The sequence below is a fragment of the Sphingopyxis sp. MG genome, from assembly GCF_002953155.1.
Taxonomy (GTDB): domain Bacteria; phylum Pseudomonadota; class Alphaproteobacteria; order Sphingomonadales; family Sphingomonadaceae; genus Sphingopyxis; species Sphingopyxis granuli.
Genome location: NZ_CP026381.1, coordinates 568,504 through 592,161, shown reverse-complemented (window position 1 = coordinate 592,161; position 23,658 = coordinate 568,504). Strand labels below are relative to the sequence as shown.

Annotated in this window: 13 protein-coding genes; 6 read left to right on the top strand and 7 right to left on the bottom strand. The window is 69.0% G+C overall.

Annotated elements, in window-relative coordinates; translation table 11 throughout:
* The 6 genes from C3E99_RS02680 to C3E99_RS02655 all read left to right on the top strand — a co-directional run bounded on the left by C3E99_RS02680 (position 1) and on the right by C3E99_RS02655 (position 13,562).
* Entirely contained in the window at positions 1-2,070 is a 2,070-nt protein-coding gene (locus C3E99_RS02680; protein ID WP_083675202.1) for an adenylate/guanylate cyclase domain-containing protein, read from the top strand.
* Complete coding sequence (locus C3E99_RS02675) at positions 2,057-2,821, top strand: hypothetical protein (protein WP_076074301.1); 765 nt, start codon at positions 2,057-2,059, stop codon at positions 2,819-2,821. Before C3E99_RS02680 ends, C3E99_RS02675 begins: the two co-directional genes overlap by 14 nt.
* A gap of 196 nt (positions 2,822-3,017) precedes the next feature.
* On the top strand, positions 3,018-4,856 hold the full coding sequence (locus C3E99_RS02670) for a ShlB/FhaC/HecB family hemolysin secretion/activation protein (protein WP_158682069.1): 1,839 nt from the start codon (positions 3,018-3,020) through the stop codon (positions 4,854-4,856).
* A gap of 30 nt (positions 4,857-4,886) precedes the next feature.
* Positions 4,887-10,883 carry a hypothetical protein gene (locus C3E99_RS02665; RefSeq protein ID WP_104959357.1) on the top strand — a complete coding sequence of 1,999 codons (5,997 nt, stop codon included), beginning with the start codon at positions 4,887-4,889 and terminating at the stop codon, positions 10,881-10,883.
* A 134-nt stretch (positions 10,884-11,017) separates the two neighbouring features.
* Positions 11,018-12,505 carry a cysteine--tRNA ligase gene (gene cysS, locus C3E99_RS02660; RefSeq protein ID WP_104960290.1) on the top strand — a complete coding sequence of 496 codons (1,488 nt, stop codon included), beginning with the start codon at positions 11,018-11,020 and terminating at the stop codon, positions 12,503-12,505.
* 112 nt (positions 12,506-12,617) lie between these two features.
* Entirely contained in the window at positions 12,618-13,562 is a 945-nt protein-coding gene (locus C3E99_RS02655; RefSeq protein ID WP_076074296.1) for a D-2-hydroxyacid dehydrogenase, read from the top strand.
* Between the two features lie 726 nt (positions 13,563-14,288).
* On the opposite strand, the gene C3E99_RS02650 is transcribed toward C3E99_RS02655, so the two are convergent.
* The 7 genes from C3E99_RS02650 to pyk form a co-directional block, all read right to left on the bottom strand.
* A complete protein-coding gene (locus C3E99_RS02650) occupies positions 14,289-15,137 on the bottom strand; it encodes a phosphodiesterase (RefSeq protein ID WP_067113010.1) in 849 nt (282 codons plus the stop codon).
* Between the two features lie 43 nt (positions 15,138-15,180).
* Positions 15,181-17,127, bottom strand: a complete 1,947-nt coding sequence (locus tag C3E99_RS02645; protein WP_076074295.1) for a cytochrome c3 family protein — start codon at positions 17,125-17,127, stop codon at positions 15,181-15,183.
* 15 nt (positions 17,128-17,142) lie between these two features.
* Positions 17,143-18,021, bottom strand: coding sequence for a hypothetical protein (locus C3E99_RS02640; protein WP_076074292.1), 879 nt, complete (start codon positions 18,019-18,021; stop codon positions 17,143-17,145).
* On the bottom strand, positions 18,021-20,459 hold the full coding sequence (locus C3E99_RS02635; RefSeq protein WP_076074290.1) for an FAD-dependent oxidoreductase: 2,439 nt from the start codon (positions 20,457-20,459) through the stop codon (positions 18,021-18,023). Before C3E99_RS02635 ends, C3E99_RS02640 begins: the two co-directional genes overlap by 1 nt.
* 211 nt (positions 20,460-20,670) lie before the next feature.
* Complete coding sequence (locus tag C3E99_RS02630; RefSeq protein ID WP_067181672.1) at positions 20,671-21,057, bottom strand: DUF3060 domain-containing protein; 387 nt, start codon at positions 21,055-21,057, stop codon at positions 20,671-20,673.
* A gap of 91 nt (positions 21,058-21,148) precedes the next feature.
* A complete protein-coding gene (locus tag C3E99_RS02625; protein ID WP_067113001.1) occupies positions 21,149-21,922 on the bottom strand; it encodes an arginyltransferase in 774 nt (257 codons plus the stop codon).
* 183 nt (positions 21,923-22,105) lie between these two features.
* Positions 22,106-23,602, bottom strand: a complete 1,497-nt coding sequence (gene pyk, locus C3E99_RS02620) for a pyruvate kinase (RefSeq protein WP_234002570.1) — start codon at positions 23,600-23,602, stop codon at positions 22,106-22,108.
* Positions 23,603-23,658: the final 56 nt, after the last annotated feature.

The following is a 23,658-nucleotide window of genomic DNA, read 5'->3' as shown; positions in this document are numbered from 1 at the left end:
ATGACGCGACCGCAGGCATCCCCCGACGCGGCCGAACGGCCCGCCACCGTTCCGCTGGGCAAGCGCCTGCGGCGGCTGGCGACGCAGCTTGGGCCGTCGCGCATGGCGGCGACCCTGCTGTTCCTGTTGCTCGCCGTGCTGATCGCGCGGACGAGCTGGCAGATTCCGCTGATCAACGATGCCGAGCGGGCGCTCTACGATGCGCGCGCGACGCTGATGGCGCCGAAGGTCGCGCAGGACAAGCGCATCGTCCTGATCACCTACAACGACGAGACGCTGTTCAACACCGGCATCCGCTCGCCGCTCGACCGCACCCTGCTCGCGCGCGCGCTCGCCAATATCGACCAGATGGGGGCGAAGGCGATCGGCATCGACATCGCCTTCGATTCGCCGCGCCCCGACGATCCACTACTGAAAAGCCAGCTTCGCGCGATGCGGACGCCGACGTGGCTCGCCTATGCCGAGCAGGCGAGCAATCCGAACACGATCTTCTACGAACAGCAGAGGTTCCTTCAGACCTTCATCGCCGACGTCGCCACCGCGACGACGAAGCCGACGAGCGTGCTGTTCCGCACCGACGGCGACGGGGTGATCCGCACCTGGCCCGACCGGCCGAAGACGCTGCCGCCGCTGATGGCGAACGCGCTGGCGCCGGTCGACGCGGCACACGCCGATTTCCAGGGCAATATCCGCTTTCTGACCCCGGCGCGCGCGACCGCGGGGCAGGAAGAGCCGGTGTTCGCCAACCTGCCCATCGACACCTTCGCTATGCCCATGGACGCCGACCTGCGCGCCAGCCTGTCGGAGCTGGTGCGCGGACGCTATGTGCTGATCGGCGGCGACATCATCGACAACGATCAGTTCAATACGCCGATGAGCCGCTTCACCGACCCGCTGACCGGGCTGCACGAAACGATGATTGGGCTGGAGGTCCACGCGCATATGCTCGCGCAGCAGCTCGACGGGGCGTGGACGACGCCGATTCCGGGCGCGCTGCTGTGGGCGCTCGCCCTGCTCGTCGTGCTGGCGGGCGGGCTGACCAGCCTGATCGACGTGCGCGCGCGCTGGGTGGCGCTCGCCTTCCTCGTCCAGATGGCCTTTTTCGTCGTCGTCCCCTTCTGGTTCCAGGGGCGCGGCATCGACACCACCACCCTGCCCGCCTTCGGCTGGGCGCTCGGCTGGCTGTTCGGCTATGCCGCCGTCGGTACCGCGGCGCGCACCATCGGGTCGCGCCAGCGCGCCTTCGCGCAGTCGGCGCTCGGCAAATATCTGCCCGCCGACGTCGCCGCGCAGATCATGCGCGACCCCGACCAGCTTTCGCTGCACGGCGAGCGGCGCACCATCTATTGCGTGTTCACCGACCTCGAGGGCTTCACCAAGCTGAGCCACGCGACGACGCCGGAAACGGTGGCGCGCCTGCTCAACGAATATCTCGACCGGCTGTCGGACATCGTGCTCGACCATGGCGGGACGATCGACAAGTTCGTCGGCGATGCCGTCGTCGCCTTCTGGGGAGCGCCGATCGGCCGCCCCGACGACGGCGAAAAGGCCGCCGCCGCCGCGCTCGCCATGTATCGGGCGGGGGAACAATTCCGCGTCGACATGGCCGAGGGCGTCCCGCCGCTGGGCATGACGCGCGTCGGGCTGCACGTCGGCGACGCGATCGTCGGCAATTTCGGCGGCGAAGGGCGCATCCAATATACCGCGCTCGGCGACAGCATGAACACCGCCTCGCGGCTCGAATCGGCGAACAAGAGCCTGAAGACCGGCGTGCTGATCTCTGCCGAGGCGGCCGAGCGGTCGGGCCGCGACGATCTGGTGCCGATGGGACGGGTGACGCTGCGCGGCCGCGCGCGGCCGGTCGACGTCTTCACGCCGCGCCCCGACCTGAACGCCGCGCAGCGCGGCCGCATCGCCGCGCTTGTCGCCGCGCACGCGGCGGGCGATAGGAAAGCCTATGTGACCGGCGCCACAGCGCTGGCCGGCGAGTTCGGACAGGATGCCGCCATCCTGTTCCTGATCGAACGCCTGAACGAGACCGAAAAGGGAGAAAGCTATGTTCTGTCCTGATTTGCGGATGCGCCGTGCCGGCCTGGCCCTCGCCGCCTCTGTCCTCGCCGTTGCGCTCGCCGGCACCGCCGCCGCCCAGTCGATGGTGGTGCGCTCGACCGGACCGTCGGCGGCCAAATATCCGACCGGCGCGAAGCTGAAGGCGAGCGACCGGGTGACGCTGGTCGCGGGCGACAAGGTCGTGCTGATGCAGAGCGGCCGGACACGGACGCTGTCGGGGCCGGGCACCTTCAACGCCGGGGGCACGATCCAGGCCAGCCAGTCGATGGGCACGACGGTGACGCGCATGCTGGCCAAGGGGCCGACGACGCGGTCGCGCGGCGGATTCTCGCGCGGCCCCGACGAGCCGGTGCCCGCCGAGATGCGCGCGCCGAACCTGTGGCTGCTCGACTATCGCGAGGGCGGCACCTTCTGCGTCGCCGATCCCGCGACGCTGATGCTGTGGCGCCCGCACATGGAAAGCGACGAACTGCTCAAGATCGAGCATGGCGACCGCGGCGAAACCGTCGCCTTCGTGTCGGGCGCCAATTTCCGCAAATGGCCGACCGACGCCGTGCCGATCCAATATGGCGTCGACTATCGCCTGTCGGGCGCCGGCCTGACCGCGCCGGTCACGGTGCGCTTCGCACAGGTCGAAGCGGCGCCCGACACCGTCGAGGGATCGATCGACGTGCTGATGGCGAAGGGCTGCACGCCGCAGCTCGACCGCCTGGTCGACGCGATGTCGGAGGCGGAAGCCGCCGGCGGCTGACGAACGGCCGGAGGCCGGAGGCATCGGGCGGTCATTGAACCCGTCCGATGCATCTGGTAGCACCGGGAAAAATTACAGCCGCACAACCGGCTGAACCTTTCCCTGGGTCGTATATTCGCGGTGCCGCCGATGCGGCGGACGCGACAAGACGGGGCGGCCGGCCATGCCGGGACGCGCCAGTACGCAAGGGGTGGACATGATCGATCTGGGGCAATCGGACGCACCGGCAACCGCGCGGCGGACACGATCCGGGCGGCGCCGGTCATGGGGCTGGTCCGCCGGGCTGGTCATGGCGGCATGTCCGCTCCCCGCGATCGCGCAGGCGACCCCGCAGGTTCCGACGCGCGAGGAGATCCAGCAGCCGTCGCTGCCCCCCGCGGTTCCCCCGGGCGAACGCATCGTCGCCGCCGACGACAGCATCGAGCGCGCGCCCTGCCCGCTCGCCAACCCCGAATATGCGAGCACGCGCATCACGCTGCGCGGCGTCCGCTTCTCCAGCGTCGAAGGCATCGACCCGGCGATGCTCGATGCCAGCTGGTCCGACCGCGTCGGCCAGTCGTGGCCGATCTCGGTCGTGTGCGACATTCGCGACCATGCCGCCACGATCCTGCGCGCCAGGGGCTATCTGGCCGCGGTGCGCGTTCCGCCGCAGACGATCGCCGACGGCATCGTTCAGCTCGACATCCTCGCCGCGCGGATGACGCGGATCGAGGTGCGCGGCGACGCGGGCAGCAACGAACGGCTGCTGCAACGCTATCTTTCCCGGCTCGACGATCAGCCGGTGTTCAACATCATCGATGCCGAGCGCTATCTGCTGCTGGCGCGCGACATTCCCGGCATGGATGCGCGGCTGACGCTGCGCCCCGGCGCCAATCCGGGCGAGGTGGTCGGCGAGGTGCGCGTCGCCCGCACCCCGGTGATGTTCGACGCCAATATCCAGAATTTCGGATCGCGCGACGTCGGCCGCCTGGGCGGGGTCGCGCGCGTCCGTGTCGCCGGGCTGACCGGTATGGGCGACCTGACCACCGCCAGCATCTATTCGACCGCCGACTTCAAGGAACAGCAGGTCGTGCAGCTCGCGCACGAATTCCGCGTCGGCGGCGACGGCCTGCGGCTGGGCGGCAGCTATACCTATGCCTGGACGCGGCCCGACGTCGCCGGATTGCCGATCAGATCGAACACGCAGATCGTCAGCCTCTTCGCCTCCTACCCCGTCGCGCTGGCGCAGGCGCACCGGCTGACGCTGTCGGGCGGGCTCGACCTGATCGACCAGGATATCGGGTTCGGCGGCGTGCCGCTCAACCGCGACCGGCTGCGCGTCTTCAACCTGCGCGCCGATGCCGCCTGGATCGACCCCGCCGCGATCGCCGGGCGCGACGGCTACAGCCCCGCCGAGCCGCTCTGGTCCTTCGCCTCGTCGATCGAGGCGCGGCAGGGCGTCGATTTCCTCGGCGCCAGCGACGATTGCGGGCCGGGCGGCGCGGCCTGCTTCCTGCCCGGCGCGGTGCCGCTGACCCGGATCGAGGGCAAGCCCGACGCCTTCCTGCTGCGCGCCAACGCGCTCGCCGAATGGCGTCCGGTCAAGCAGTTCACGCTGTCGGCTGCCCCGCGCGCGCAATGGGCGAGCGATCCGCTGCTCGCCTATGAGGAGTTTTCGGGGGGCAATTTCACCGTCGGTCGCGGGTTCGATCCCGGCACGGTGATCGGCGACAGCGGCGTCGCGGTCGCATTCGAGGCGCGAGTGGGCTCGTTCGTTCCCGCCAATATCGAAAGTTTCGCGCTCCAGCCCTTCGCCTTCTTCGACGCCGCATGGGTGTGGAACAAGGACAGCGCCTTCAACGGGCTCAATCCGCAAAAGCTCTATTCCGCCGGCGGCGGCGTCCGCGTCGCCTATGGCAACGCCGCGCGGCTCGACGTGACGCTCGCGGTGCCGCTCAACCGGGCGGGATTCCTCACGCAGCGCCCCGACCCCCGCCTGCTCGTGTCGCTGACCACCCAGTTCGGTATCGTCCAGTCCGGCACAGGGAGGCGCTGAGCCATGATTTTTGCAGCAAGGATCAACGCCATGCCGGCCCACGCAGCCCCCTCGGCCGTTCACAAAGGCAAGCGGCGCCTGCTCGAAAGCTGCGCCGTCGCGGCGGGCCTGATGGTGTTTGCACAGGGCGCGCATGCGCAGGTCGCGGCCACGCCCCTCGACCCGCCCGGCAGCGTCACGGTCGGCACCGACATAGCAAGCCGGACGACGACGGTCGGCGTCTCCGGTCCCCAGACGATCATCAACTGGGTTCCGGACGACAGCGCCCCGACCGGCGGCGACATCGAAGTGCTGCAGCAGAACCATAACTGGAATTTCAACGGCAGCGGCGATTTTGTCGTTCTCAACCGCTTCGTCAACGGCGCGGGCGGCGCACTGAGCCGACGGGTTGCGCTGAACGGCAATATCAACAGTTCGGACGGAAGCGCCCAGAGCGGCAGCATCTGGTTCTACAACGCCGGCGGCATCCTGATCGGCACCGACGCCATGATCAACGTCGGCAGTCTGGTCCTGACCGCCAACGCGATCGAAACGGGCGACGGGTTTTTCGATCCGGCGACCGGAGCGATCCGGTTCCGGGCCGCCCCCGGCAGCGTGGCGACGGTTACCGTCAACGGCAGGATCAACGCGAATCACGAATTCAATCCCGGCAGCAGCTATGTCGCGCTTGTCGCACCGCGCATCGCGCAGGCCGGCCGCGTTCAGGCCAACGGATCGGTCGCCTATGTCGCGGCCGAAGCCGCCGATATCCGGATCAACACCGGGCTGTTCGATATCAATGTCATCACCGGTACGGAGGGCGGCGACGCCATCACCCATACGGGCATCACCACCGGGCCGGCACATGTCGACGGCAGCAATTATGACAGTCGCATCCATATGGTGGCGATCGCGAAGAACGACGCCGTCACCATGCTGGTGTCGGGACAGGTCGGCTATCAGGATGCCACGATTGTCCAGACAGACCCCGATGGCGCGGTCCGGCTGTCAGCGGGCTACAACATCGTCGGTGGCGAGATCGATGCCTCGACCGTCAACGGCCCCGCGGCGAACATCACGGTCGGCGACGTGCGCTTTCTCAGCAACACTACCGCTCACGCCAGCGGCGCTTTCCTGGGGCAATCGCAGCAACAGCTTCCCGCTGTCCCGCCCACCGGCCCCGCGCCGGAACGGCCCGGCGAGATCCATGTCGAAGGCGAGGGGCTGTTCATCGGCGATGCCTCGGCGGCGCTGGTGGTCGGCACCGGCGGCAGCGGCCAGTCGGCGGGCGCGGACGGCAACCTGACCATCGAATCGAGCGGCGCGACAGGCGATGCCTCGGTCACGGTCCGCGACGGGGGTTCGATCTTTGTCGGCGGCCTGCCCGGCGGCGGAACGCTCGCCATCCGGGCCGACGGCCGGACCGATCCGGTCACCGGCATCAACCAGGGCGGCACCGCGACCTATTCGCAAAGCGGCGGCAGAACCGAGGTCGGTAACCTCGTCATCAGCGCCGTGGCGGAAGACGGCAACACCCCGGGCGGCACCGGGCGCGGTGGCGTGGCGCGCGCCGAACTGACCGGTGGCGAACTGGAGGCGGGCGACATCGCGGTCGTCGCACGTGGCGGCGGCGGATTCGGGACCAGCGGCGCCGATTTCGATTCGGGCATTCCGGTTGGCCCGGCGGGAACCGGCGGCACGGGCTCCGGCGGCACGGCGACGATGCGCATCGACGGCGCCGACGTGCAGATGGGCGCCCTTCTTATCGACGCATCGGGTCGCGGGGGCAGCGGTGGCGAATTCTATGCGTTCGTGACGGGTGGCGATGCAGGCGACGGCGGCGACGGCATCGGCGGCTCGGCCCGTTTCGATCTGGTATCGGGCACCATAAGCGGCGGGACCCTGAACGTCGATGCCCATGGCGAGGGCGGCAGCGGCGGCGCCACCTATGATGTCAGTTCGGGCAGCGACCTCACCGGCGCCCAGGGCGGCGGCGGTCTGGGCCGGGGCGGCACCGCGACGCTTGGCCTTGCCGCCGATACGGATATTTCCGACCTCGTCATCGCCAGCGCGGACGCGCTGGGCGGCATGGGTGGAACCGGCTATGGTGCCGGGCCGGCCGGCCGGGGCGGCGACGCGCAAGGCGGAACCGCGCAACTGATCGTCACCGACCATGCCATCGGTCCACTCTTCTCGATCATGAGCGCCGAGGCGACCGGCGGCGCGGGCGGCTTTTCGGCCGGCTCGACGGGAGCAAACGGCGGCGACGCGGTCGGCGGCACCGCACGGCTGGAGGTCATCGGAGAAGCCGGCAGCGCGGTGGTTCTCAGCGCCAACCTGCGCGCCTCGGCCACCGGCGGAGAAGGCGGGTTCGGCACTATCTCCTACACCGACCCGACCTTGGCGCCGGCGGGCGGCGCGGGCGGCACCGGCACCGGCGGCACGCAGGAAATCATCGCGCGCGACGGCGCCACGATATTGATCGACGCCGACAACTCCTCGGCGATCGCCGAACTGGGAAGCGTGGGCACCGGCGGCGGCGGCGGCCGGGGCGCAAGCAACGACATGGGCACCGCCTCGGGCGGCGAAGGCGGTGCGGCGGGAACGGGCATCGGCGGGACGGTGCATCTGCTCGCCGCCGGGGGCACGATCACCACCGGCAGCAACTCGCTGCTCGTCGGGGCCGACGGCACCGCGGGGGCGCCCGGCGAAGGCGGCTTCGGAACGGGCGGCGACGGAGGCGCAGGCGGGGAAGGCCGAACCGCCGGCGGCCGCGTCCTGTTCGAAGCGACCACAGCGAACGGCCGGACGGGCGAGCTGAACCTGGGCTTCACCGGCATCTCGGCCAGCGGCGACGATGCCGGGCGGGTCGTGATCGGCGGCGACGGCCGCACGACCTTTGCCGATCTGAACGTCTCGGTAACCGGGGTGGCCGCGCCGACCGCCGGCAATCTCGACACCGCGACGACGGGCATTCTGCTGGCACCCACCGGCGCGGGCTCGATCGCGACGACGGGCGACATGCGGCTGACGACCGACGGGTCGGTCGGCATCTATGCCGCCGGCGGCGGCCACGTCGCGGTGGGCGGCACGCTGGACATCGCGGCCGGGGACCAGATCGACCTGCGGCACGCCACGCCGGCGGCCGGCGGCGCACCGACTATCGCGGCGGTGGGCAATGCCACGCTGACCGCCGCCAACAGCATCACCGGCGACGCGGGCAGCACCGCGGCGAGCGACGCCGCGCTGGCCCTGACCTCGACGAACGGCTCGATCGCCATCGGGTCGGCGCGCGCGGGCGGCGACATGGCGCTGAGCGCCGTCAACGGCAGCATCGGAACCTCCGGAATCATCGCGGCGGGCGACGATATGCGCATCACCGCCGCCAGCATGGCGCTCGGCCGGATCGAAGCGACCGGCAGCGGCACCGATTCCGAAGCCGATGGCGCCAACATCGTGCTGACCTCGACGGGTGCCGCCACCGTCGTCCATGCGGAGGCGACGGGCAACTTCACCGCCAACGTCGGCAGCTTCGCGACCGGGCTCAACTCGATCGTCACCGGCGGCGACATCGTCGTGGCCTCGCCCGGCACGGTCGACCTCGGCAATTCGAGCGCCGGCGGCTTCGTGTCGGTGAACGGCCAGTCGATCGCCTTCAACACGGTGAGCGCGGGCAGTTTCGTCTCGCTGACCGCGGAGGGCACAGGCGCCGCCGACGGCGTCTTCGGAACCGACATAACCGCGGGCGGCACGGTCGCCATCGACGGCCCGGGCATCGCCGTCGGCGGCACGATCCAGTCCGATGGAACGCTGCGCGCGACGGCGAGCACGGGCAACGTCGCGATCGGGCTGGCCGATGCGGCCGGCAACGTCATCGTCTCCGCCGGAACGGACCTTTCGGGTATCTATCGCGCGGGCGGCAACGTCGAACTGACTGCCGGGGGCAATGTGACCGCCGAAGCCGATGCGGCGGGCGGCTATGCCGATCCGTCGGGCAATAGCCTCTCCGAAGGCTATGTGTTCGTCGATGCGGGCGGCGACGCGGCGCTGACCGACAGCAGCGCGGCGACGATGATCGGTATCCGTACCGGCGGCGCGGCGAGCCTGACCGGGGGGACGGCGGGCGAGGATGTGTTCGTCCTCGTCGGGACGACAGCGACGCTGGCCAACGTCACCGCCGGCGACGACCTGACCGTCCAGGCGGGCGGCGCGATCGACGCCACCGATGCGGCGACCACCGGAACCGGCCCCGACGGCCGCAGCGTCGTCTATGCGGGCGGCGGATCGGTGCCGGTGCCCTTCCTGCAGATCGCGACGACGCCGGCCGACCTTTCCAACGTCATGCTGACGGCCGGCACGGACATCGCCGCCGTCCGCGTCGGCGCCTTCGACAATCTGATCGCGGACGCGGGCGGCACGGTCACGGGATCGGTGATCGCGGGCGGCAACCTGACCCTCGTCGCCGACGGGTCGATCGCCATAGATTCGGCGGAAACCGGCGATGACGGCGCCGTGACGCTGAGCGCCGGGACCGGAATCGACGCCGACGAGATCTACAGCCGCGGCGTGACGACGCTGACCACCGACGACGGCGCCGTCCGCGTCGGGAACCTGAATTCGCGCGACGCCGTCAGCGTCAGCGCCGACAGCCTCGACATCGGGACCAACGGACCGATCACCTTCGCCAACATCGTCACCGACGTCGGTGACGCGGCGATCCGCTCGGGCAACCGGTTCATCGTCGAGAATGCCACCATCGCCGGCACGGCGCGCTTCGACAACAGCGGCGAGCATATGATCATCGAAGCACTGACCGCCGACGCCGCCCAGTTCAACGCCGCCGAGATGATCTCGATGGCCGGCGTCGGCGTGACCGACGGCCTCGCCGCCAGCGCCGGCACGACCATCCTCGTCGACGGCGCGGTGACCGGCCGCGACATGACGCTCGCCTCGCGCGACATCACCATCGCGCCGAGCGGCCACCTCGGCACCCTGGGCATCACCCGCACGCTGTCGCTCGCCAACAACGACGACGGACGGCAGAGCTTCGTCGGCGGCACCGGCACCGTCACCGGCTATCACATCGACGCCGACGAGATGACGCGCCTCCATGCCGCCGCCATAGAGATTATCGCGCCGATGGTCGCCGGCGGCGGCGCCGAGCCCGACCTGGTGATCGACGGCTTCACCATGACCGGCGGCGCATCCTCGAACGCCAACCTCGGCACCGACGGATCGCTGACGCTGCGGACGCCGGGCCGCGCGCGCGTGATCGGCGCGGTCGCGCTGACCGATCTTGCCGACACCAACAGCCTGACCGTCGCCGCCGATACGGCGCTGGAGGTCATCCTCGGCCAGGGAAGCGTGCGCCTGTCGAACGGCAGCGATCCCGCCGGCCGGTTGAACCTTGCCGCGAGCGCCGTCTTCGTCGCAACGCAGGCGGCGATCGGCGACATCGCGGGGGCGGCTTCGATCGACGCCATCGACGCGCGCCTTGCCGAGAATGACGGAGTGACCAGCGACGAGGGCGCGCTGTTCGCCGGGGGCATCGATGCCGCCGTCGGCGACGGCTTCTATGTCCAGAACAGCGGCGCCGGAACGCAAACCGCTCAGCGGCGCGGGCTGACCTTCGGCGCGCTCGGGCTCAACGTCGATGCATCGGCGCCGACCGCGCGCATCGTCGTCAACGGCGTCGCGGCCGGCGCGTCGGGCCCGGTCACCGGCCTCGACACCATCCCGCTGCTCACCGTCAACGGCGCGGCGCCGGCTTCCGGAAGCTTCGACCGGCGCTCGACGCTCAACGGCTGCCTGATCCTCAACACGGGCGCCTGCCTGCCCGCGCAGCCGGGGGGCGTGGAGATGAATTTCCCCGTTCAGGACGTCATCGAGGAAGAGGCGAGCGCCGACAGCGACGAAGGCGAAGGCAGCACCCTGCCGACCCCGCTGATCACGATGCGCGAACTCGACCCGATGACCGGCGAGCCGCTGCTCGACGATCCGGTGACCGGGGCGGGCAACGACGACCTGTGGACCTCGCCGGGGAGCTAAGGCGTATCGGTTCATTGAATGGCTGACTCCCCTCCCGCAAGCGGGAGAGGAGATCATGGGCGTATCACTCCCGGACTTGGTTCGAGGCGCCTTTCGGTTGACGGCGAACCCCGGCGCGGGGCATGGGCGCGGGGATGACCGACGCCCCCGCCCCCGCGCCCGGCGCGCCGCTCCGGCTGTTCAACAGCCTGACGCGCCAACTGGAAGATTTCCGGCCCGTCCATCCGGGCGAGGCGCGCGTCTATTCGTGCGGGCCGACCGTCTACAATTACCAGCACATCGGCAACATGCGCGCCTATGTCTTCGCCGACACGCTGGGGCGGACGCTCGCGTTCAAGGGCTATGCGCTGCGCCACATCATCAACATCACCGACGTCGGCCACCTGACCTCCGACGCCGACGCCGGCGACGACAAGATGGAAAAGGCGGCAGCGTCACAGGGCAAGTCGGCGTGGGACATCGCCGCCTTCTACACCGCCGAGTTCAAGCGCGACCTCGCGCGGCTGGGCGTGCGCGATCCCGCGAAATGGACGGTCGCCACCGACTATGTCCCGCGCATGATCGCGTTCGCGGAGCGCATCGCCGACGCCCATTGCTACCAGCTCGACAGCGGCCTCTATTTCGACGTGTCGACTGTCGCCGATTACGGCCGGCTGGCGCGCGCGGTGACCGACGAGGGAGAAGGCCGCATCGACGAGGTCGAGGGCAAGCGCCACGCCGCCGATTTCGCGATCTGGCGCCGCACGCCGCCCGGCGAGACGCGCCAGATGGAGTGGGATTCGCCGTGGGGACGCGGCGCGCCCGGATGGCATCTCGAATGCTCGGTGATGGGCGAGGCCGAACTGGGCCTGCCGTTCGACATCCACACCGGCGGCATCGACCACCGCGAAATCCACCATCCGAACGAGATCGCCCAGAATCAGGCGTGGCGCGGCTGCGGCGGGCTCGACTGCGCGGAGCATTCGGGCGCCCGCATGTGGATGCACAATAATTTCCTGATCGCCAGAAACGACCAGGGGCGCGGCGGCAAGATGTCGAAATCGGCGGGCGAATTCCTGCGCCTCCAGACGCTCGTCGACCGCGGTTATCACCCCCTCGCCTATCGCCTGATGTGCCTCCAGGCGCATTATCGCAGCGAACTGGAATTTTCGTGGGAAGGCCTCGGTGCGGCGCTGACCCGACTCAAGCGGCTGGTGATGGCGGCGGCGGCCGTCCGCGAAGCGGAGGCTGTACCGGTGACCGACCGGCGGCTGGCCGACCTGCTCGCAAGGTTCGACGCGGCGGTCTCCGACGACCTCAACACCCCGATTGCGCTCACCCTGATCGAGGAAGCGGCGGCGATGAAGAAAGTCGACGCGGGGCAGAAGCGCACGCTGCTGGAACGGATGGACGGCGTCCTCGGGCTCGACCTGCTGACGCTCTCGCGCGAGGCGCTGCGCGTCCGTCCCAAGGGTGCGACCATCGACGAAACCGCCATCGAAGCGACGCTGGCGCGCCGCAAGGAAGCGCGGGCCGCCAGGGATTTCGCCGCGTCCGACGCGCTGCGCGACGAGCTGGGCGCCGCCGGGGTCGAGGTGATGGACGGCGACCCGCTCGGCTGGGACTGGCGGCTCGAAAGCTGAACGACATCGCGGTCCGTTCGTGTCGAGCGAAGTCGAGACACCCGACAGGCGCGCGCGACCGATGGGCATCTCGACTTCGCTCGATGCGAACGGAAGAGGGAGAGCAATTTCCGTGATCAAGACCGTCACCGTCCTGTCGGACCTGATCCGCCCGCTCGTCGAAAGCCGCCTGCCCGACTGGGTCGTACCGCGCTTCTTCCGGACCAAGGAAGAGGCGATGGCGATGGCGCCCGAGGCCGACATCGGCTGGTTCGACATGCACGACAAGCGCGACATGGCGACCGCGATCACCGCGGCGGCGAAGATGCGGTGGCTGAACTCCATCTATGCCGGGGTCGACCGCATGCCGCTCGACCTGCTGCGCACGCGCGGCGTCGTCGTCACCAACGGCGCCGGGATCAACGCGATCACCATCGCCGAATATGTGGTGATGGGAATGCTGACCGTCGCCAAGGGCTATCGCGAGGTCGTGCGCGCGCAGGAACGCCGCGAATGGCTGATCGATTCGCCGGGTAAGGTCGAACTGGCCGGATCGAGGGCGCTGCTGCTCGGCTATGGCGCGATCGGCAGGCTGATCGAGGAACGGCTGAAGGCCTTTGCGGTCGATGTGACGGTGGTGCGCCGCTCGCCCGGACCGGGCACCCTGACCCCCGACCAGTGGCGCGGCCGCCTCGGCGATTACGACTGGGTGATCCTCGCGGTCCCCGCGACGGCGGAAACCGACGGCATGATCGGCGCCGCCGAACTGGCGGCGATGAAGCCCGACGCAACGCTGATCAATATCGCGCGCGGCAGCGTCGTCGATCAGGAAGCGCTGGTCGCGGCACTGACCGAAAAGCGCATCGGCGCCGCCTTCCTCGACGTCACCACCCCCGAACCGCTGCCCGCCGACCACCCGCTGTGGGCGCTCGACAACGCGCATGTCACGATGCACCTGTCGGGCCGCGCGCAGGACAGGATGTTCGCGCGCGCTGCCGAACGCTTCCTCGACAATCTGGGTCGCTGGCACAGGGGCGAACCGGTCGCGCCGCAGGTCGACCTGACGCTGGGCTATTAGACTCCGATGACTTTGGATTGCCGCGCGGCTTCGCCGCTCGCAATGACGAGTCCGTCTAATGTCATCATGGTCTAAGGCCTGTGGGGATTCGGGGTCCGGCGCGCTGCCCCATCCTTCGTCACCCTGAACTTGTTTGGCAATTACCCCCTTCCGACAAGTGAGCGTTCCCCGGCGAAAGCCGGGGTCCAGCTACGTGCGCCTGCCTCGCATGGACCCCGGCTTTTCGCCGGGGATCACCAGCGTCCCTGTCTCAAGGGTATAAACGCCAACTCGTTTCAGCATCCATGGCCGGACCTTCCCTTTTCCGCAGCCTTTCATTCAGGGACAGACCATGGGCCCTGAAACGCGTTGGTATAGATATCCATCAGGCAAGTAAGGAGCTGTTCCCCGGCGAAAGCCGGGGTCCAATGCGGGACAGCGCCGGCCATCTGGACCCCGACTCTCGCCGGGGAACGATTCCTTGTCGAAAAGGGATGGAGCATCGAGCCTTAAATCTGACCCATCGTCCCGTTCGTGTCGAGCGCAGTCGAGACACCCATCAGCGTGGCGCAAGGCCGATGGGTGTCTCGACTGCGCTCGACACGAACGGATAAGGGGCGTTGCAGATTTATGGCACGCCGCTCCAATTGCTAACTGCCAACCTGTTTCAGGGTGACGAAAGGGAAACATCCGTGCCGAAACCCGAATCCCCACAGGCCACAGGACGACGAGCGATCCCGGACCGGCCTACTCCGGCCGTTCGGCCTTCAACTCGCGCACCAGCGGTTGCAGGCGCTCGTCATATCTGGCGAGGGTCGTGTGCGCCCCGGCATGGTCGTAGAAGCTGACCAGTTCGCGCCCGTTCCAGTGGTGCAGCGCATAAGCCGGGTCCTCGGCGACGATCATCGGGCGGTCGTCGGGGCGGTCCGGGTCGATCGCCCGCAGGTCCAGCGACACCTGCGGCGCGGTCGAGGAACAGATGGCGATGGTGCGCCCTTCCCACGCCACGGTCACGCTGCGATGCAGGTGGCCGCAGATCAGGCCGCGCACCTGCGGGTGGCGGCGCACGACCCGGGTCAGGCGGCCGACCCAGGGTTCGCCGGGATGGGTGTTCATCCATTCGATCCCGCTTTCGATCGGCGGGTGGTGCATCACGATATAGGTGGGCTTGCCGCCGTCCTTCGCCAGTTCGGCGTCGAGCCACGCCGCGCGGGCGTCGCAGAAGGCGCCGCCGTGGCGCCCCTCCTCCAGCGTGTCGATGGTCACCAGTCGCAGCTCGGGCAGTTCGATCGCATATTGGACGAAGCCGGCACCGTCGTCGAAGCCGGGGAAGGCCGCGTGAAACGGGTCGCGCAGGTCGTGGTTGCCGACGCTCGGCCAGACCGGGAAGGGACAGCGCGAAAAGGCGGCCTTGAGCTGGGCATAGCTGCCGGCATCGCCGCAATCGGTGATGTCGCCGGTGGCGATCAGCAGGTCGGGCCGGTTCGGCCCATCGATCAGCACGTCGAGCACGGCGTCGAGCCGCTTGCGGTTGTATTCGGCCGGATTGTCCGGGTCGAAACCCAGATGGATATCGGTGATCTGGGCGATTAGCATATCCGTCCCCCACCCCGGCCGCCGGGCCCCGACCGCCTGATCTTCATCCGCCGCGCCCTGTCGTCGAGGCCAGTTTCGGCGCCGAGCTGCGCCATGTCCCATCATAGAGGCCGCGCGCCGCCGGCCCTGTGATCAGGCTCACAGCCTGCGCGGCGGGCGGCGGCCGATCGGCGATGGCCGCGCTTCCCTTCCTGCGCTGGCGCGCGGGCACCCACGGCTTGCCCCCGTCGCTGTGATATTCGTGGCACATCGCGCAAGGCGATTCGGTCGCGGTCGCGACCTTGACCAGCCGCGCGCCACCCTCGCCGACATGGCAGTCGCGGCACTGGCGGAGGCCGGGGATCAGAAGGTCGCTCGCCGCCTTCGATCGCGTCGCCGCGACGTGGCAGTCGGCGCAGTCGGTTTCCCTGTGCGCATCATGGTCGAACCAGCCCTTGGTCAGGAAGCGCGGCGTCTGGTTCACCGCCATCACGCGCCAGTCGTTGCCCGCGGCGGGCGCGAAGATGGTGTGGCAATCATAGCAGGCGCCGCCCTTCGAGAAGACGGCGCGCACCGCATCCTCGGCGCGGTTCGGGCGCGCCGCGACCTCGCGGAAATAGATGTTGTAGACCTGTCCCTCGGCATATTGGCCGGGGCGCCGCCGCTCCATGCCGCCGAGTTGCAGCGGCCGCGTCGGCGGGGTCGAACGGTAATAGGCGATCAGGTCGGCGACCACCTGCCGCGGCTCGCCGTGGCGGAGCGTCCGCGTGACCCCGCCGACCGTCTCGAACGCGAGACTGTGGCACATCGCGCAGTCGCGCTCCATCTCGACCGGGCTGATCCGTACCCCGTCGGCGTCGGGGCGATGACAGTTCGCACATTCGAGCTTTTGCCCGAAGCCATGGCGGCCGCGGAAGCTCGCCGCCATGCGCGCGACCCCGCCATTGGCCTGCAGATGCAGGTCGTGCGGGAATTTGAGCCCGCCCTGATCGACGATCGCCCCCTTGCTCAGCGCCGCGCGCACTGGCTTCGCGCCCGGCGCGGTGCGCACGAGCGGCCGGAATTCGGGATGCAGCGTGCCGAAATCGGCGGCATCGGCGACGGTCGGCTCGAAGCCCGCCTTCACCAGCCGCGCCTGCATCCCGTCATGGCAGTCGGCGCAGAATTTCTGCGGTGTCGCCGGCATCGGCCCGGCGCCTTCATGTTCGGTATGGCAATCGACGCAGCGGCCCTGCGGCCGGTTGAAGGTCTTGGCGAAGCCCGCGAGAATGCGCTCGCCGACGCCGGGCGGGTGGCGTGCCGCAAGCAGCATCGCGGTCGGCGCATTGGCGTGCGCCGCGCTCATCGCCTTGTGCTCGCCGGTGTGGCAGCCGACGCACGCCTTGTCGGTCACCGCGACGAAGGCGTCGACGTGGCACGACTGGCAGTCGCCCTTCAGGCTCTTGTGCGCGCTCGACAGCGGCCCCGACGACCAGGCGAGGTCGGCATGATAGCCGCCCGGCCGCTCGTCGACCTGCCGATAGCTGTGCCACGCCCAGATCGGCCCGGCGAGGAAGGCGAGGAAGACGAGGATGGCGAAGGTCCAGGCGCCCAGCCGCTTGCCCGGCATCGTCCCGGCCAGCGAGAAAGCCTTCGCCTCGTCGACGTCCTTCGACGATTGCGACAGTTCGTCGATCCGTTCGACGAGCAGGACGATCGCGTCGCCCTCGCGCGCGACCGTCAGCCGGTGCCCGCCGAACCGCAGTTCGGCGCCAGCCGCGCTGTCGATGTCGGCGGCGTCGAGCGTGCGGCCGTTCAGGTCGAAGCCCAGCCCCTCCTGCGCCGCGACATGGACATGGCGGCCGTCGCTGCTGCCGATCGTCGCATGGTGCGGGTTCACCGCCAGGTCGGGAATGTGGATGCCGTTGCCGCTTTCGCGCCCCAGCGTGATCGTGTCGCCCGGCAGCGGCTGGTCGCGGACGATCTGCTTGCCCGTCTTCGTCGTCGCGATGCGGCGCAGGATGAAGCTCATCGTCCCCCTCCCCGCCTACCAGTAGAAAAAAACGCTGACGATGTGCGCCGACAGCGCCACGATCAACGCAAAACTCAGCGGAACATGCACATAAACCCATATTTCGAGCAGTGCTCGCAGCCGCAGATGCCGGCGCAGCCGCGCAAGCGCCGCCTCCTTCTGGCGCAGCAGGCCGACGACCTTGCCGCGCGCTTCAGCATCGGCCGCGCGCGAGCCCGCCAGCGCGCGCAGCGCAGCCGCCGTCGCACAGCGAGGATAGCGCCCGGTCAGCCGCCCGCGGATGCCCCCCGCGAATGGGTCCTCGTCCAGCGCGGCGAGCACCGGGGCGGCATCCTCAGCCGTCAGCGGCTGCGCTGCGGCATGAAGCTGGCGGTCGAAGGCGCGGATCGCCTCGAGCATCTGCATCTGCGTCATCTGCTCGCGGTTGTTCGACAGCGCAGCCGGCAGCGTCGCATAGACGACCACGCCGTAGAGCCCCGACAGGATGACGAGCATCATCAACGCCCAGGCGAGCGTGTGGACGTTCCAGCCTAGCTGGAAACCGGTGTGCCAGGTACCGATGACGATCAGGCTGAGCCCCAGATAGACATGCGCGGAGGTCCACGCCTTCAGCGACCAGTAATCGCTCGTCATCCGGCGCTTGCGATAGCCGAGCGCGGTGAGCCACAGGATCAGCGCGGCGCCGATCGTCCCCAGCGTATAGCCGTACCAGCTCCCGCCATTGGGGCGCGGTGTCACGTCGACTAGCGCATAGGAAACGACGATCAGCAGGCAGAGCATGCCGGAAATCTTCGCCCAGCGGAAATTGGCGTAGCGCAGGAATCCTTCGTGCCGACGCTGACGGACGCGTTCGACATGGGTGCGCTGCGCACGGCGCCGGAACAGCGTCGCCATCAGTCGGCATCCTCTTCGAGCCGGGTGACCGACAGGAACTCCTCGGGCGAGACGCGGATCGCGGCGCCGGTGGGACAGGCGCGCACGCAGGCGGGGCCGCCCGCGATCCCCTTGCACATGTCGCACTTGACGGCGATCTTCTTGGGCTTCTTGCCCTCGGGCATATTCGCCTTGGTCCATTGGGGCGACGGTTCGCCCGGCCCCGGCCCCCGGCCGAGCAGCAGCCAGCTGAGCAGACCGGGCTTCGGCGGCGGCGTCGATTCCATACGGATCACGCCATAGGGGCAGTTGCGCATGCAGTTGCCGCAGCCGATGCAGCCGTCCTCCATATAGACTTCGCCGTCGGGGCCGCGATGGATGACGTTCGGCGGACAGTCGGCCATACAGTGCGGATGCTCGCAGTGGCGGCAGCTTGTCGGGACGTGCAGATGCGCAAAGGTCCGCCCCGCCTCGCGGTCGAGCCGCGACAGTCCTTCGTGGCTGTCGGCGCAGGCCTTTTCGCAATTGTCGCAGCCGACGCACAGATTCTCGTCGATCAGCAGCGCATCGGTCGCCTCGCCGAGCCCTTCCTTCATGATGAAGCTGGCGGTGTCCGAATAAAGATCGACCGCGCTCGCATAGCTGGTCTTGCGCGATTCGATGAAGCCGTTCATCGCCGCGCGCTCGGCGACCGCGGCCTCGGTCGCCGCGCGCACCTGCGGCCGCGCGGCGAGCATTGCCTTGAACCCCGCGCCGGTCAGCTTGATCACCTCGCTGCCGACCGCTGCCTTGACGGTCGCGTTGCGCTTCTCTCCGCTCAGCACCGCCATTTCGCCGAAATAGCTGCCCGCGGGCAGGTAGCGCAGGAAGATCGGCCGGCCGCCGATGTGCTTTTCGACCACCATCGAGCCGGAACGGACGACATAAACGTCGTCGCCCGCGTCGCCCTCCACGACCACCGGCTTGCCGGCGGGCACGCGGATCACCTCGGCCCCGTCGATGACAGGCGCCAGATCCTCGACCCTCAGGCCGCCCTTGAAGATCTGGAGAAGCTGGCGTTCGAGCGAGATGCGTTCGATCACGCGCTTCGCGCCCGGCACCGCGCCCATCAGCTTGAGCGCGGCGGTGCGCGACACCTCCACGAAGATGCTGTCCTCGCCGGCGCGAATCGTCGCGCCGCGCTTGCGGCCAGAGATCAGCCCGACCTCGCCGAAGATCGACCCCTGCTCGATCGGCACGTTGACGCCCGGCGCCACCTCGACCAGCGCATGGCCGTCGGCGATCGCGAACAGCGACGATCCCGGCTCGTCCTTTTCGAACACCACCTCGCCCGCAGGGTAATAGGCAATCTTCGAATCGAGCATGAATTCGCGCATCTGGAGCGGCGACACGTCGGCGAAGATGCGCACCCGCACGCGCAGATGGTCAAGCCACTCGCCGACTGTTTTCTGCTGCGGCAGGTTTGCGAAGATCGTTGCAAGGTCCTTTTCGTCGGCGGGGGTCAACGCGTTGTTGCCGTTGATGAATTCGACGACGTCATAGCCCTGGTTCATGCAGTGCTTGATCAGCGGATAGCCCGCGAGCGCGCCGATGACGTAGATGCCGGGCACCGTCGTCTCGAAGGTCGGCGACAGCTTCGGAAAGGCTTCGCGGTCGGGGCCGGTGAATTCGATCCCCATCGATTCGACGAAGGCTCGCGGCGCGACGGATCCCAGCCGCGCGACGATCACGTCGCACTCGATCCGCTCGTCGCCGGTCGGCGTCTCCAGCGTCAGCCAGCCCGGTTCGACGATTTTGGGCTGGGTTTCGGTGCGGATGTCGATCGCGCCATTCTCGCCCGCCTCCATCAGGTCGGAGACGTTCTTCGCCTTGGCGCGCGCGAAATCCTTCGACCGATTAAGGATCGTCACCCGGTTCTCGAGCGCCTCCTCGGCGACGCCGAGCGCATTTTCGATCCCCGCGTCGCCCGACCCGACGACCGTGATGTGCCGGTCCCTGAAATCCTCCGGGTCGTCGACCTGATAGATGATGTGCGGCAGATCATTGCCGGGGCAGCGCAGCCGGTTCGGGTTGCCCTGCGTCCCGATCGCCAGCACGATATGCTCGGCGACGATCGTATCGCCGCTCGCCGTCCGGATATGGAAGGCGCCCTTTTCGCCCGTGACCTCGACGACCTCGGCGCGATAGGCGACGGTCACCTTGTTGGCCGCGGCGTCCTCGTCCCAGATGCCCAGGATCGCCTCGCGCGACCCTTCGTCGAAGCGGCAGTCGGAGCGCAGGTCGAGGCGAGCCGGCGTCGCCATGACGTGCTTGCCCTTCTGATATTTGAAGATCGTGTCCGACAGATGGTCGGTCTTTTCGAGCAGCACATGGCTGAGCCCGAGCTGCGCCGCGCGCGCGGCGGCGCTCAGCCCGGCGGGACCGGACCCGATGATCGCGACCCGGACCGTCTCGCTCATGCGCGCGCGGCCCGCCCGCGAAAGGCAGGCTCGCTGCGGCTGACGACCATCCTGACGAACATGCGCGCTGGCATCCCTTCCCCCTGGCCGCCAGCCCCCCGGCAACCTCTGCATGGATGCGACCCGGACTTATGTCCTGATCGGAACGCTATGCCCTTGAAAGCGGGGGCGGGTCAACCGGGGAGACGGATGCCGGCCGAAGCGCGCGCGATCAGCGCGCGGGCGCGACCCGGTTGCCGACACCCTGGATCGACACGCGCGGGCGCGCCTTCCCGGCGGTGCTCCAGGTGACGACATTGTCGACGCCCGACACATTCACCGGCGCCCCGGCGCGCAGCGCGATGCGAATCCGGTTGTCGGTGCCGGTCACGGTCAGCGACGGGCAGTCGCCCACGAAGCTGATCTCGTTTTCGGTGCCGCTGACGACCGCCGCGCGGCCCTCGCAATCGACGGTCAGCGTCTGTCCGACCCCATCGATCGTCGCGCCGCTGCGCGTTCCGGCGCTGCCGCTCTGCGCAAAAGCCAGAGCCGGCACCGCGGCGACAAGGCCGATCGCGGCCATGACGGGGAATTTCGGGAAAAAGGCGTTCGAAAGCAAGGCTGTCTCCTTCACAACCCCTCGAATGCCCCGCCGCAGGCATGCGCGGACAAATCTTGCTCCACGATGAACGAACGCCGCGCGCCGCCGGTCAGGCGAGTTCGAACATCGCCGCGATGCGATCGGACGCCACCGGCTCGAAGCGCGACCAGCCGTCGGGGCCGAGCTTTTCGAGCGGGCGGAAACGCGCCTTGTAGGCCATGCGCGCCGATCCCTCGATCCAGTAACCGAGATAGACATAGGGCAGGCCGGCCTTCGCGGCGCGGCGGACATGATCGGCGATGATGAAGGTGCCCAGTCCCTCGCGCAGCGGATGGTGGGCGTCGAAGAAGCTGTAGATCATCGACAGGCCGTCGCCCTGCCGGTCGGTCAGGCAGCAGCCGACGAGGCGGCCGCGGCCGCCGTCGGCCGCCGGTTCGCGATATTCGATCATGTAGGAATCGACCGGCGTCTGCTCGACCATGTCGGCGAAATCCTGCTCGTCCATGTCGGCCATGCCGCCGCTCGGGTGGCGCGACAGCAGATAGGCGCGCAGCAGCGCATATTGTTCCTCGGTCGCCCACGGCTTGCAGGCGGTGACGACAAGGTCGCCGTTGCGGCGCATCGTGCGTTTCTGCGACTGGCTGGGCCGGAATTCCGCGGCGCAGACGCGCACCGAGACGCAGGCCGAGCAATCGGCGCAGCTCGGGCGATAGGCGACCGACTGGCTGCGGCGGAAGCCGATCCGGCCGAGCGCGTCGTTGAGCTCGTTCGCATTGTTGCCGCTCAGTTCGGTGAATACCTTGCGCTCGGTCCGGCCCTCCAGATAGGGGCAGGGCGCGGGGCTGGTGACGAAGAAGCGCGGGAAACGGAACGGTGCGGACACGCGGACTAGACCTCCAGACTTGTGATGCGGATCCCCCCACGCGGGTCCGGCGCGTTCTTTCCACCGACTATGCCGCCCCGCGTCAATGGTGCAAAGACCGTTTACCATTTTTGTTCGTCCCGATCTGAATCAGATCGGAAAACCGCGCGGTCGGGCCGGACATTCTGTCCCGTTTCGAATCGATCAGGCGTAGCCCTTGAGCTCGTCGCCGGTCAGCGTCGCGACGTGGAGCACGTTGGTCGACCCCGGCGTGCCGAAGGGAACCCCCGCCATCATCACCAGCTTCGCGCCCGCCTGGCCGACGCCGTGGCGCAGCGCCATGCGCTTGCCCTTGGCGATCATCTCCTCGAAGCTGCCGATGTCCTTGGTCGGAACCGCGTGCGCGCCCCACAGCAGGCCGAGCCGCCGCGCCGCCTCGCGCTTCGGGGTCAGGATGAGCAGCGGCGCGCCGGGCCGCTCGCGCGCGACGCGGCGCGCGGTCGAGCCCGACGCGGTGAAGCAGATGATCGCGTCGGCGGCGATCGTCGCGATGATCCCGCCTGCCGCCTCGGCCAGCGCGTCGGCGGTCGTCGCGTCGGGAAAGGTCTCGGTGAAATGGAGCCGGCGGTAATAGTCGGGATCGCCCTCGACCGAGCGCGCGATCGAATCCATCATCGTCACCGCCTCGACCGGCCAGGCGCCCGCCGCGGTCTCCGCCGACAGCATGATCGCGTCGGCGCCGTCATAGATGGCGGTCGCGACGTCGGACACCTCGGCGCGCGTCGGGGTCGGCGAGACAATCATCGATTCGAGCATCTGGGTGGCGACGACGACCGGCTTGCCCAGCCGCCGCGCCGTCGCGACGATGCGCTTCTGGAGCGGCGGCACCGCCTCGGGCGGCAGCTCGACGCCCAGGTCGCCGCGCGCGACCATCGCGGCGTCGGCAATCTCCAGTATCTCTTCGAGCCGGGCGACGCCCGCGGGCTTCTCGAACTTGACGAGCAGCGCCGCCTTGCCGCCGATCAGCCGCCGCGCCTCGGCCACGTCCTCGGGCCGCTGGACGAAGGACAAGGCGATCCAGTCGACATGCTGTTCGAGCGCGAAGGACAGGTCGCGGCGGTCCTTTTCGGTGAGCGCGGCGAGCGGCACGACGACGTCGGGGACGTTGACACCCTTGCGGTCCGAAATGCGGCCGCCGACCTCGACGATCGTCGCGATGCAGTCGGAAGTCACGCTCTTCACGCGCAGCACCAGCTTGCCGTCGTCGATCAGCAGCCGCGTGCCGGGTTCGAGCGCGGCGAACAATTCGGGGTGCGGCAGGTGGACGCGCTGCGCATCCCCCGGCGCCGGATCGGTGTCGAGCACGAACGCCTGCCCCGTCACCAGCTCCGCCGGGCCGTCCGCGAAGGTCCCGACGCGCAGCTTGGGACCCTGCAGGTCGACGAGGATCGTCGACGGGCGCCCGGTCGCCTTCTCGAGCGCGCGAATCGCCGCGATCACCTTCGCATGCCCCGAGTGGTCGCCATGGCTCATGTTGACGCGGAAAGCGTCGGCGCCGGCGCGGTACAGCGCGGCGATCATCTCCGGATTCGCGCTCGCGGGGCCGAGCGTGGCGAGGATGCGCACCTTGCGCTGGCGGGGGGGAAGGGTGTGGACCACGGTTGCTCCGCTTGCCTGATTGCCGTTACGGTGCGTGGGCATGGCGCTTCGTTCGCGCCATGGCAACCGCGCGATATCGATTGATCCACGCAAAAGGA